This window comes from Lederbergia ruris (assembly GCF_018332955.1).
GTDB lineage: Bacteria > Bacillota > Bacilli > Bacillales > Bacillaceae_C > Lederbergia > Lederbergia ruris.
In genome coordinates, this window is the sequence record NZ_BORB01000027.1 from 1 (window position 1) to 12,954 (window position 12,954).

The window sequence follows — 12,954 nt, forward strand, 5'->3', positions numbered from 1 at the left end:
TAATGGTCCAACAGGAAGTGTAGTTAATTATTGAGTTGTTAGCAAGTGGCTTTTTCTTTTATGCATAGCCCTATAGGCCATGCATAAAAGAAGTGCCATAACCTACATTTTTAGTTTGCCATAAACATCTTTTATGGTAAGATAAGGAAAACTTTAAATGGAGTGGCGGCAGTGAAAATAAATTTTACGAAAAAGCAGTATAGACAGCTACTTGATCTTGTTTATCTTGGTGAGTGGACGGCTAATTCCTCAAAAGTGCACGAGGAACGAAATGAAGAGTATGATGAAATTTTTCAATATGTCTGTTCCTTTAGCAAATCATTTGGTTGTGAGAATCTTATTGATTTTGATCAATCGTTTGGGGAGTATTTTCCAACGAAGGAATATGAAGAAAGTATGCACTCTTATATTCAGGAAAATGATGATGAGATTTTCTGGAATCAGATTAGTTTGCGACTGGCAAAAAGGGATATCCAAAAAATCGGAAGGAAGTACCGCTCAGAGGAAGAATACTTAAGGCATCTTTTCCAATTGGAGGAGGAATATGAAACTGAATTTGAGAAGCATGGGATTGAACGCCTTGTCATTAGGGAAAAGGAATCGAAATCGTAATAGGGGGCAGGTTTTAACATAATTCAGGATCTTGTCTGAACCTTGCACCCCCGCGAGGAGTAATGAGTGTAGATCACCTTTTTTGGTGTCAAACTTCATATAATATTAATAATGTATTGATTTTATGATAAAAAGGTACGTATTTTTTTAATGCACTCTTCAACAACGTTTTCTGGTGCTTGACCTTTTATCTGAATGTTTCTTGCTTTGAAATCTAAATTTTTTAATTGGTCAGTAATAACCACTCCATCAACCACCGACCCATCTGGCAAATGAACATGGAAGCCCCATTTTCTTTCGGTTCTACTGATTGGACATACTGCTGCATAGCCTGTTGTTCGATTAAAAGCTTCGGGAGACAAAACAATCGCTGGTCTTCTTCCTGATTGTTCTCTCCTTGTTTGAGGGTCAAAATCTAAAAAAACAATATCCCCTCTATCTGGTATCTGCATAAGTTATATTTCTTCCCTTCCCATTGGTGCAGCAAAATATTCTGGATGGGGATTCTCTCCCTCACACTGTGCTAATAGTTCCTCTAAAGTATACTCCTCATTTTCAACACGCTTCAAAATAATTTGTTCTCCGTCATCTGTGATCTGAATTTCCGAACCATTTTCAATACCATATTTCTTTGCTATTCTTTTAGGAATGCGAACGCCTATAGAATTTCCCCATTTTTGTGCTGTGGTCACCATAGTTAACACCTCTTTCTCGCTATTTAAGTCCATTATATCACCTTCCTGCTTATGTGTATATATTAGTATATACGTAAAGCGGAAAAATGATACATGATTTTTACATAAGGACCATCAAACGTAAATCCAAGCTGGGTTTGGATCCACGAAAAAGCGAAAGTTCGTCAAAAATGTAAATCCAAAGTAAGGTTGGATGTACGAAAGGTCGAAGGACCATCGAAAATGTAGATCCAAGCCGGCGTTGGATCTACGAAAAAGTGGAAGTTCGTCAAAAACGTAGATCCAAAGTAAGGTTGGATGTACAAAAAGTCGAAGGACCGTCGAGAATGTAGATCCAAGCTGGGGGTGGATCTACAAAAAAGCGAAAGTTCATCGAAATCGTAAATCCAAAGTAAGGTTGGATGTACGAAAAGTCGAAGGAACATCGAAAATGTAGATCCAAGCTGGGGCTGGATCCACGAAAAAGTGGAAGTTCGTCAAAAATGTAGATCCAAAGTAAGGTTGGATGTACGAAAAGTCGAAGGATCATCGAAAATGTAGATCCAAGCCGGGGTTGGATCCACGAAAAAGTGAAAGATCGACAAAAACGTAAATCCAAAGTAAGGTTGGATGTACGAAAAGTCGAAGGACCGTCGAGAATGTAGATCCAAGCTGGGGTTGGATCCACGAAAAAGCGAAAGATCGTCAAAAACGCAGATCCAAAGTAAGGTTGGATGTACGAAAAGTCGAAGGACCATCGAAACCGTAGATCCAATCTGGGGTTGGATCCACGAAAAAGCGAAAGTTCGTCAAAAACGCAGATCCAAAGCGAAGTTGGATTTACAAAAAGTCGAAGGACCCTCGAAAACGTATTTTTCTTTTGGTGATTATACTGGATGTTCAATAAAAATTGTGGTTCCCCAACCTTTTTTACTCCTGATAATAAAAATGTAATTGTTATTAAACACTAGTGATAAACGCTTTTTAATATTGGCTAAACCAATATGATTTGTGACATATTCATCTTTATCAAGTTCAGCATGTAATTGATGCAAGGCATGTTTACTCATTCCTTGTCCATTATCAGTAATGCGGAATCTCATATTATTATTTCTTCGCTCTATTTTTATCCTGATCTTACTTGTGCGCTCGCCGTGGGTCCCATGCTTAAGGCAGTTTTCTAATATGGGTTGTAATATGAATTTCAAGACTTGCTGATTAAGATCAGTCTGGTTATATTCCCAGTATATATGAAAATCACTTTGGGATCGTATTCTCATGATCTTTACATAATTTTTAGCATTTTCAATCTCCTCTTTCAAGGTCACTGTATGTTTTTTGGTTCTTAACGAGAAATTTAGAATATCGGTTAATGTTTCCAACATCTCAGTTACTTTATTTGGTTTCCCAGTTAAAGCTATTGCCCTCCAATAAATAATAGCTAGTGTATTCGACAAGAAATGAGGATTAATCTGATTATGCAAAGCAGATAACTCTGCTGATTGAAGTTGATACTTTTGTTCGCTTAATTCTTTTTCAAGGTTGTTTTGGTATATATAATTTTTTAAAATTCCTTTGACAATGAAATGATATTCATTGTCCTTGAATGAGATATCGTTGGTTAAGTTTTCTTTCTTTTGATTCGTCATATTTAAGATCGTGATAATATCACTAATATGGCGGGCATTTTTTCGGGATAAATAGTAGATGATTGCAATTCCGATAATAAAAGATAAGCTGGCAAAAACGATGGTTAATAATCGTAACTGGTTGGGGATCCAGTAAATAATATTCTTTTCAACAATGGAGTAGTATCTAAGATGATCATTCTCCGAATGAAGTTGGTTCACAATATAGGCTTTATGATCCATTTTAACTTCAAATGTTTGTTGATCATTTGCGAGATCCCAATCTTCTAGATTTAACATTTCACTATTTTTATTGCCATATAATTTGTTATTCTGATCATCTAAGACAAAAATGCTTTGATTATGATAATTATTCCATTCATTGATTAAGTCTTCAAAATAATCTTGATGTATATTTAGGACGATCAAACCTTCAGAGGTAGGTGCATTCGTTTTGAACACATTTTTAAATACGGTGATAACCGGTTTGGGGTCTTCGAATGGAAATTGTGCCACCTTTCTATTTTTTATCCAAATATTCTCTTCGGTGGATGTGGGATCAAACTCGTCAAACCAAGACTGGTCATTCATGGCATCCATTGTCGTAACCCCTGTTTGGGATGTTAAGACACGATTTTTCGTATTCGTGTAAAATACATAAATGGAATGAATATAAGGTGTGGCAATTTCTTTTCGCCGAAGTGTCCCTTCCCGGTACTGCAGTTTCTGGTTTTGAGTGAGAGTTAAGTAATCAGAATCTAAAATATCTTGAAGAGAAAGGATAATATCAGGATTCCAGTTGTAATCCAAGTTTAACAAGTGCATTTCATTTAATACAATATTTGTTTGTTGCTCTAGCTGTTGTAAGGCATTAAAATTATTACTCGTAATGGATTCCTTCATATATTTATCTGTGACGACTATGGCAAATGATCCTAAAATGAACAAGGGAATTAGTAAAGGAAAAAGAAATAGCAAAGTATTCTTCAATAAGAATTTTCTATTGCTAATCACAATGATACAGCCCTCTGATTTCGATATTCCCGTGGAGATACACCGTAGTACTTTTTAAACATTCTAGTAAAACTCTTTGGATTGTTATAGCCTAATAGGTAACTAATCTCATAAGTTTTATAATGATAATCCACCAATAGTTCTGCAGCCTTCTTCATCCTAATCTCCGCTAAATAAGTAGAAAAGTTCATACCTGTCTTTTCTTTAAAAAATGTACTAATATAATTTGGAGACATTTTCAATAATTGGGATAAATCATCAAGTGTCACCTCTGCGTAATGCTCCTCTGTATACTTTTTAATGGTCTGAGTAATGTTTTCTGAGTAACTATTGGTTGTAGATTGGTTGTTATTCCATTCTTGATCTAAATCTTTTTTGAGAATAGTAAAAACCTCTTCAATTTCTTCGTACTTTCCTGGCTTTACAATATAATCCCTTACCCCATATTTAAGGGCATTTTGTGCATAATGAAAGTCCTTATATCCACTTAGAAAAATGGTTTGAATAGGGAATTTCCTCTCCTTAATCTCCCTAGCTAAATCAATCCCATCCATTACAGGCATTCGAATATCTGTTAATACGACATCTATCGGATTTTCTTTCAAAAACTCAAGGGCTTGTTGTCCGTTTTCGCAATCATGTATAACAGCAAAGCCAAGGTTGTTCCATGGGAAGTAATTTCTTAAACCGAAACGGATTTCTTGCTCATCATCAACAAGAAGTATTTTGTACATATCGAAGCTCCTTCCGCGAAAAAAGGTATCATATTTTATGGAACAAAAGAAGAAAAGATACTTTTATATGTAAACGCTTAACATATTGGTGATTATAAGTAATAGAATGCCTTTTTTTGATTGGAGAATTACTATACTCTTTTTATACAGTCATTTTAATGGAAATGAAGAACAATATCAACTAATGGTGGAAGAGGTGACAAACCATACTTCATGCAAAATTAACGGAAACCGTGTATGTGTTTTGTGTTTACGTATTGAAGCTCGTTTATGTAAATCTTTTGTGGTTCCTTTTCACCTTATTGGGTCTTGGTATACTTGGCATTTTCCCAGCGAGCGTAGCGCTTTGTAAAATACAACAGCAGTGGTTAACACAGAAAAATGAGTCTTCCCCTATATTTATCTTATATTGGCAAGAATATAAGCAAAATTTTTTAAGAGTCAATATGTTAGCGGTTACCTTGTTCGTTATTGGGTTTATTATCTACTTTGATTTAAGGTTTTTTGTACAAAAAGGAGGGATGATCAATCAAATTATCAGTTTAGGTATCTATATTATATCTGTTTGGTATTTGATTGTCTTAATGTATATCTTACCCACGTATACCACATACCAACTAAAACTACACAAATATATTCAATATGCTTTTATTATCGGAATGTTAAATCCATTGAAGACCCTTGGATTAGCCATTGCTGCAGGAGGCATGATGTATCTATCCTTATATTTTCCACAAATTTTGTTTTCGGTGGGGGTGAGTCTAACCTTTTTCATTATCATGATTGTAGGTGGTCAAGCCATCCATCGGGTCACCGTGCTTAAGGGAAGTTTCAGCAAATAATGAAGGAATAAAAGGGGAGAGAAAAATGCACAGGAAAAGGAAATATTGGATCGCTATAATCCTATTATGCTTAACCGTTGGTATGTTGGCAGGTTGTAATTCAAAAAAAGGAAACTCTGGCGGTAAGTCTGATGGAGATCAAGTAGAGTTACGAATGGTATGGTGGGGTTCACAGGACCGACATGATCGCACGCTGAAAGTGATAGATCAGTACATGGAGGAAAACCCCAATGTAACGATTTCCCCTGAGTTTACAGGATGGGATGGTTATTGGGAAAAGATGGCAACACAAGCGGCAGGGGGGAATTTACCGGATATTGTACAAATGGATTATAAATATTTATCAGAATATGTAGGGAAAGGATTGCTAGCAGATTTAAATCCTTTTGTAGAAAATGGTGCACTTGATTTAAGTGATGTGGAAGATACCTATATTAATGGTGGAAAACTTGATGACAACCTGTATGCGGTCAATATTGGGGCCAATGCTCATGCCATTCTGTTGGATAAGGCCATGTTTGAAAAAGCCAATGTACCTATATTAGAACCTGGTTATACATGGGAAGATTTAAAGGATGTGGCCCAACAATTATCAGATAACTTGGGAGATGGTGTGTACGGTGTTCAACCGCATGCAGGCGTTATGGGATTCAAGCATTATTTACGCGAACATGGAAAGTGGTTATATAATGATGAAGGTACCGGATTAGGTTATGAGGATGATCAATTACTCATTGATTTTCTACAAATAACTGTAGATATGTTGGAATCTGGAGCGGCTGCACCACCTGATGTATTTAAAGCTGCTGGTGGCAATGTTGAACAATTACCGATCATTAATGAAAAAACGGCCATTGTGACGGATTTCCATAGTAATCAATTGATTGCCGTTGAAGCGGCTGCTGGTAGACCACTAGATTTAATGATTCAACCCATGCTAGAGGGTGGAGAATTGGGTCATTATATTAAACCAGGACAGTTCCTCTCCGTGTCGGCGCATTCCAAAGAACAGGAAGAGGCTGCGAAATTTATCAGCTATTTTACAAATAGTATAGAAGCCAATGAAATATTAGATGCTGAACGTGGTGTTCCAATTGCAACGAAAGTTCGAGAACATTTAAAAGAAAAAGCATCTGAAGCAGGGAAGAAGATGTTTGAATATGTAGAACTTGCTGGGGAATACAGTCGTGAGATTGACCCACCAGACCCACGGGGTTCAACAGAAATCGAAACATTATTCGAGAATGAAGTAGCAGACCCAATTTATTATGGGGAAATTACACCCGAAAAGGCTGCAGAAAACTTTAGAAAGAAAGCATCAGATATATTAGCTAAAAATAAGTAAGATCGTCTGAAGCCATCTCCTTTGATGGCTTCTCGATTATAATAAATGGGAGGTAGGACAAGGTGGAGATAAAAAAACCGCAACACTTACACCAACCAAATAAACCGCAAAGCCGCTTAAAGGATGATTTAATCGGTTTCGGCTTTATCGCACCATGGTTAATCGGTTTTGTAGGTTTCATTGTTGGACCTATGATTGCGTCTTTATATTTTTCCTTTACCAATTATGATTTATTATCTGAGCCTACCTGGATTGGCTTGGATAATTATATGAAGATGTTTACAAATGATGGCCGTTTTTGGCAAGCGATCAAAATTACCTTTATATTTGTATTTGTTAGTGTGCCCCTTAAACTAGCATTTGCCCTTTTTGTTGCGATGTTATTTAATACAAATCGGCGTGGGGTAGGATTATACCGTACATTATATTATATTCCATCAATTCTAGGTGGAAGTGTAGCCATTGCGGTCGTGTGGAAGCAACTTTTTGGTGGAGAGGGTGCGGTAAATGATATACTATCCCTTTTTGGTATCCCGTCCATTAGTTGGGTTACAAGCCCAGATTTTGCTCTCTCTACATTAATTTTGTTAGTTGTTTGGCAATTTGGTTCGCCAATGCTTATTTTCCTAGCGGGTTTGAAGGCGATTCCCAATGAGCTGTATGAGGCGGCTGCTGTGGATGGGGCCAACCCTATTTTGCGATTTATGAAAATTACACTACCAATGCTGTCACCTGTTATATTCTTTAACTTAGTTATGCAAACGATTCAAGGATTTATGGCTTTTACTCAAAGCTTTCTAATCACAGCGGGTGGGCCAATGGATCGTACTTTATTCTATGCGGTGTATTTATATGAGAAAGCATTCGGTCATTTTGACATGGGCTATGCTTCTGCATTAGCTTGGATATTACTACTTATTTGTGCTGTCTTTACAGCCTTTATTTTCCGAACTGCGAAAAGTTGGGTTTATTATGAGTCAGAAGGAGGGAGATGAAGTTGAAAAAGAATAAAACTTTAAAAACATTTATTTATCATGGCTGTATTTTGGTTTTAGGCTTATTGATGATTTATCCTATATTATGGACGATTGCAAGCTCATTAAAGCCGGAAAGTGAAATCTTTCGAAATGCAGTCTCATTGATTCCTTCTGAATGGAAATGGGAGAATTATGCGACAGGTTGGAAAGGTTTTGGGAACTTAAGCTTTTCGACTTTTTTTCTTAATTCTACATTTGTTACAACGATGGTGGTCATCGGGACTTTATTTTCTTCAACTTTAGTTGCATTTGGTTTTGCTAGGCTTAAATTCCGGTTTCGTACCCCTTTATTTGTATGTATGATCATAACGTTAATGTTGCCTTCACAAGTAACCTTAATTCCGCAATATATTTTATTTCATAATTTAGGGTGGGTGAATACGTATTTACCTTTAATAGTACCTGCATTTATTGGAGGCACTCCTTTTTTTATCTTTCTAATGATCCAATTTATTAGGGGAATACCTAGAGAGTTAGATGAGGCAGCCTATATGGATGGTGCAACTACATTTGGCATTTTTTGGCGGGTGATTTTACCTTTAACTATCCCAGCTCTTGCCACTGTCGCAATCTTTTCTTTCTATTGGACATGGGACGATTTTATGACACCACTTGTTTATTTAAATGATACAAAATTATATACAGTTGCATTAGGTTTACAATTGTTTTCTGATCCTTCGTCTGTATCTGCATGGGGGCCAATGTTTGCGATGTCAGTAGCATCCATCGTTCCTCAGTTACTTATTTTCTTGTTTTTCCAAAAGTACTTGGTAGAAGGAATTACAGCTGGAGGAGTGAAGGGTTAAAAATGAATTGTTTTTCATTAATTAACGTGTAAAAGTTATTCCGCTTTAACGGGCAGTAGACCCCCACTGCAAGATTATAGGAAAAGTGAAGGGGATTGTGCGAGGAGTAAGCGCGCACATCTTCAAAAGAACGGTTCTAGAAAAAGAGAAAACCACCCTACGCCGTCAGAAGGTAAAGGGTGGTTCTCGAAAACAAAGGTAATTTTTTGACAACCACCACCCTGACGGTAGAGGTTGCGGGAGAAGTGTTCGCTGCACTTCTCTTTTTATTATATTCTCATTATGACATAAATAAACTAATAAAGGAAATGTAGAGGCGTTTTTACGTATTGAGTAAAACATCCAAGTTTTGCGGTATCCAGAGAGTTTCTCGATCGAAGATGTAAAGTCATATAATAATTTAGCCGTATTAGAAATTTGCGTATAACGAGGAACGTTTGTTTTTATATCGGATAGCCATTTATATAAAAATATGATAATATCAAACTAGCAACCGGATATTGTTGGGGTGGTTGGTTGTCACTCTTCTTTCCATCTATGGATAAGGAGGTGATAACCATGGAAGTTCTTGAATTTCTAGGAGAGGTTCTAAAGGGGATTGTGCGAGCAATAAGCGCACACATCTTCAAAAGAACGGTTCTGGAAAAAGAGAAAACCACCCTGCGCCGTCACAAGCATAAGGGTGGCTCTCAAAAACAGAATTAATTTTTGACAACCACCACGCTGACGGTAGAGGTTGCGGGAGAAGTGTTCACAGCACTTCTCTTTTTTTATTATATTCTCATTATGACATAAATAAACTAAAAAATAAAGGAAATGTAGTGGCGTTATTTTTTAGTTTATTTAACTCGGGTAATACGAGTAAGAATCGCTCCCTTTCTTCTAGGCTTGTCGTGTTCCTATTAAGCTATAAAGCGAACTATATCAATGGTACTGTCGTATCCATCGATGGTGGTTTCACTTCAATTTAAATTAAAACAAAAGAGGCCCTTTTTAATACCGAGTTCTCTTCCGGAGGACAAAAGATAACACTGGGTACCAGATTCCAACTTTTCACTTTAGATGAGGAATGTCACAAGAAATCCTTCGAACTTCTGTGACGTTCCCATTTCAATTTATATCATCAGGCCGAAACATCAAAAATTGAACTTTTTGCTTGGTGGAGGGGCGGGTTGCCGTCCAAATATCTAGTCCCTGTTCCTCGATTTCTTCCATTAGGCTTTCTAGGGCGCCCGCTACGGCCAAATTTAAGATAGGATGTTGCCCCCAGCCGTCAATGCTTTCTTCTTCCCAATAATAGAAACTCGCAAACGCATCATAATAATTCTCGTACTCCGTGTACGAAACTTGAATGCGCAAGCCCCTATGTGTCGTCCAAAACGTTCCTCCGTCCTTTGGTAATGGTTGCATTTTTATCCCTCCGATTTCGGTTTCCATGATACAACTCTCCGTGCACATAATTTGTTTTCTACTTAAGTGTTGTGATTATAAATACCCATGTCTATTATCTTATAAGGAAAAGAAGATTCCAAATCATTTGATTACCAATTTTACCTCTTCTGAAAAATTAGATGACAAAGGATCCACTGGCTAGCTGACATGAATAAGTTCATTTTCTAGGTAAATTTTATTAAAAAAACCTCCTACTACAGGGAGGGATATAACATTGAAGAGAATGATAGAAACTATTATTGAAGCTTATACTCATACCGTCAGTCAGATATTCCTCGTTCTACTTTTTCCCCATCAATTTATACCATTTCTTAAAGATAAACCTGCTTAGTTCAACCCATCCCCAGCTATATATGAATGAAAAAATGTAAATAAAACCTATAATTTTTATTGAAAGGGATTTACTGGCGATTGGTCCTAAAACGGGGAATTGGACAATGTATAAAAGGAAGCAAATTCCACCTAACAATAATAAAGACGTGAAAACGATGATACCGATTCGTCTTTGTAATATGTGAAGCGCTATCCCGATTCCTATACCTACTAGCCCGGTTGTAAACGGGAAAACAAAAAACTCGCTAGGTTGGATTAGAATTAGTAAAAGAATCGTCAAAACGTAACTTTGAAGCCCAAAGGAAATGGAGACCATGGTACAAATCAAAATAGGAGCAGTGGCAAAAGGACTGATTAAATATCCGACACCCGGCAGAAGATTTCCGGTTGACTGTAGGATAGCTGCAAGTGCCGAAAGAAGGGCGGTTAGTACAAGCTTTTTAGAATAAGAAAATGTTTTTAAATATTGATGAAGCTTGTATGATTCATGTGATAAAATGCTAAACCAATACATAACTTTCTCCTTCGAGAATTTTTGGCTAATGCTGGATCTAGCTCCAGCGCCCAGCGACTATAGTATTAAGTAGAATATAATCGTTATGAATCTGAAACAATTTCAAAAACAGTACCTTGGTTAAAATCAGTCACTTTCATAGAGCCATAAACCCCTAAGAATAATCTGGTTTGATTCAGATTCGTTCCCAGACTGACATAATAAGCTGATTGGGAACCAAAATGATAATCGGTTTTCATCACACTAAAATCATTTAGTTTACCATCTGTTCTTACCCTGGTATAAGCTAAAACCCCTCTAACTGGAGATTGAGATTCTTCGTGCCGGGCAAGATCGGTAAACACAACGCTTCCTGTTAAATCGGAGATTCCATTCCCCATATAGGCCTGCACACCTGTAAGGGCAGTTCCTCCAAATTTATCGGGTCGGGGATCTTTGTGATAATAACTAGTTAAAGGCTGAAGACGCCTCGCTGAAGTTTTTACTGCCTCATTGTAATAAGCCATTGTTTTCTCATCCAAAGTCGGATTGGATGAGCAGCCCCTTATAGTTGAAGTAGGAAAAGCACCTTCCCACCCGCGCCAGCCGAAGTTAATAAATCCCTCTTGGTCAGGTTCAGATTTTAGTAAAGAAGATTGAATAAGCTGAGTAACCGGGATTGGTTGATAATAAACGAATGAAAAAATCGACTCTACCATATCCTGTCCAACATTTCCCACATATTTGATATATTGATTATTCACCCTTTGAAATGTAATGCCTGGTATATTGCGAACCCCTTTGGCAATGACCGTAAGTGTTTCCTGAATCGTTACGGGAAGTTCATTAAAACGTGTGACAACGGGTGGATGATAGATAAATGTATCCTTACTTACATCAATTTCAATTATTTTACCAGCGATTTCCATGTCGTCCTGGCTTAAATTAAATGGATCATAGCCTGCTCCACCATCTCCGGTTGTTAAAACAAGTCTTCCGGTTTCAGGTGAAAAGTTTAAGCTATTGACACCATTATGATTAAAAAATGGTCTTCTTAAATTAAGTAATGTCCGTCGTTTTCGGGAGTGACCATTCGGTTGTAAAATCCATTCTTCAACGGTATCAATATGATCATATTGGGTTTCTCTATTGACCCACCTTAGGTTTAAAGTTTGAGGATCACACGGGTTAGGCTTAAAACGTTCGGAAAGAGCACCTGGACCTTGTGTTCCAGCTACTGAATAATGAAGATAAAACAGACCGTTATAATAAAATTGGGGATGAAATGCTAGTCCTACCAATCCCCGTTCATCATATCCACGACCAGAAACACCTTCTTCAGAGGCACCTAGTTTTATGACCCGCGAGCGTATATCTAAAAACGTCCGTATATCTCCGTTTCCTATGTAGAAGATCTCTCCCACCTGGGTTGCAATAAATAATCTTTCAATGGAGTCACCCGGGGGTATAGTTGTTTTCAAAACGGTGGGTAAATTTATCTTACTTACAATGGGCCGTAAACGAACCTTAACTTTTTTCAACTAACTGTACACCCCCTTCGTATTGTTTTCTTTTATAAGAATATGATAAGAATTGTTCATTTAGTATTAAATGGGGGGAATTGCAGAAAGATTTTAACGCTTTTCACAAGTAGATCGCATCCTTTTGATAAATCTTGGATAAATTTTTGACAAAGCAATTTTCAAATGCCGGTTGCGCCCGGCAGTCCTGTATAGGTGATGCTCGTTATTTAATAAATTAGCAGAACAGAATCGGGAAAATACTTGCCATAAAAGACCATTCCTAATTGTTTTTATACATCATTAAGATGTTCGGATTGATGTGGGCTATATACAATGTTAGAAGGTGTGGCAGAAAAATGGCAGAAAATTTCTATTTAGAAGTGCTAAGATGATATTGTGGTTATGTTGAAGAAATAGGGAAATAGTTGCCGGGTTTTTCCCTCTTTTGTCGAATTGAGTAG

At 37.1% G+C, this 12,954-nt stretch carries 13 protein-coding genes; 6 read left to right on the forward strand and 7 right to left on the reverse strand.

The window, feature by feature from the left end; translation table 11 throughout:
- Window positions 1-171 precede the first annotated feature (171 nt).
- Window positions 172-612, forward strand: a complete 441-nt coding sequence (locus KI363_RS14430; protein ID WP_158321688.1) for a hypothetical protein — start codon at window positions 172-174, stop codon at window positions 610-612.
- Between the two features lie 122 nt (window positions 613-734).
- Here the strand turns inward: KI363_RS14430 and KI363_RS14435 are convergent, their stop codons facing one another.
- The 4 genes from KI363_RS14435 to KI363_RS14450 all read right to left on the reverse strand — a co-directional run bounded on the left by KI363_RS14435 (window position 735) and on the right by KI363_RS14450 (window position 4,662).
- The gene (locus tag KI363_RS14435; protein ID WP_212966769.1) at window positions 735-1,064 is read right to left on the reverse strand and encodes a type II toxin-antitoxin system PemK/MazF family toxin; all 330 of its coding nucleotides are present in this window, start codon (window positions 1,062-1,064) and stop codon (window positions 735-737) included.
- 3 nt (window positions 1,065-1,067) lie between these two features.
- The gene (locus KI363_RS14440) at window positions 1,068-1,340 is read right to left on the reverse strand and encodes an AbrB/MazE/SpoVT family DNA-binding domain-containing protein (RefSeq protein ID WP_246516885.1); all 273 of its coding nucleotides are present in this window, start codon (window positions 1,338-1,340) and stop codon (window positions 1,068-1,070) included.
- An 833-nt stretch (window positions 1,341-2,173) separates the two neighbouring features.
- A complete protein-coding gene (locus KI363_RS14445) occupies window positions 2,174-3,928 on the reverse strand; it encodes a sensor histidine kinase (RefSeq protein ID WP_212966770.1) in 1,755 nt (584 codons plus the stop codon).
- Window positions 3,925-4,662, reverse strand: a complete 738-nt coding sequence (locus KI363_RS14450; protein WP_212966771.1) for a response regulator transcription factor — start codon at window positions 4,660-4,662, stop codon at window positions 3,925-3,927. Before KI363_RS14450 ends, KI363_RS14445 begins: the two co-directional genes overlap by 4 nt.
- Window positions 4,663-4,901: 239 nt before the next feature.
- On the opposite strand from KI363_RS14450, the gene KI363_RS22565 reads away from it, so the two are divergent.
- The 5 genes from KI363_RS22565 to KI363_RS14475 all read left to right on the forward strand — a co-directional run bounded on the left by KI363_RS22565 (window position 4,902) and on the right by KI363_RS14475 (window position 9,397).
- The gene (locus tag KI363_RS22565; protein ID WP_505744241.1) at window positions 4,902-5,504 is read left to right on the forward strand and encodes a YesL family protein; all 603 of its coding nucleotides are present in this window, start codon (window positions 4,902-4,904) and stop codon (window positions 5,502-5,504) included.
- A 25-nt stretch (window positions 5,505-5,529) separates the two neighbouring features.
- A complete protein-coding gene (locus KI363_RS14460; protein ID WP_212966773.1) occupies window positions 5,530-6,849 on the forward strand; it encodes an ABC transporter substrate-binding protein in 1,320 nt (439 codons plus the stop codon).
- A gap of 68 nt (window positions 6,850-6,917) precedes the next feature.
- Complete coding sequence (locus tag KI363_RS14465; protein ID WP_212966806.1) at window positions 6,918-7,844, forward strand: carbohydrate ABC transporter permease; 927 nt, start codon at window positions 6,918-6,920, stop codon at window positions 7,842-7,844.
- Window positions 7,841-8,692, forward strand: coding sequence for a carbohydrate ABC transporter permease (locus tag KI363_RS14470; RefSeq protein ID WP_191967418.1), 852 nt, complete (start codon window positions 7,841-7,843; stop codon window positions 8,690-8,692). Before KI363_RS14465 ends, KI363_RS14470 begins: the two co-directional genes overlap by 4 nt.
- A 558-nt stretch (window positions 8,693-9,250) precedes the next feature.
- Window positions 9,251-9,397, forward strand: a complete 147-nt coding sequence (locus KI363_RS14475) for a hypothetical protein (RefSeq protein WP_191967419.1) — start codon at window positions 9,251-9,253, stop codon at window positions 9,395-9,397.
- Window positions 9,398-9,802: 405 nt separating this feature from the next.
- Here the strand turns inward: KI363_RS14475 and KI363_RS14480 are convergent, their stop codons facing one another.
- The 3 genes from KI363_RS14480 to KI363_RS14490 form a co-directional block, all read right to left on the reverse strand.
- Window positions 9,803-10,129 (reverse strand): hypothetical protein, encoded by a 327-nt coding sequence (locus KI363_RS14480; protein ID WP_212966774.1) that lies wholly within the window; start codon window positions 10,127-10,129, stop codon window positions 9,803-9,805.
- Window positions 10,130-10,424: 295 nt separating this feature from the next.
- The gene (locus KI363_RS14485; RefSeq protein ID WP_212966775.1) at window positions 10,425-10,991 is read right to left on the reverse strand and encodes a hypothetical protein; all 567 of its coding nucleotides are present in this window, start codon (window positions 10,989-10,991) and stop codon (window positions 10,425-10,427) included.
- A gap of 83 nt (window positions 10,992-11,074) precedes the next feature.
- Window positions 11,075-12,511 carry a PQQ-dependent sugar dehydrogenase gene (locus tag KI363_RS14490; protein ID WP_212966776.1) on the reverse strand — a complete coding sequence of 479 codons (1,437 nt, stop codon included), beginning with the start codon at window positions 12,509-12,511 and terminating at the stop codon, window positions 11,075-11,077.
- Window positions 12,512-12,954: the final 443 nt, after the last annotated feature.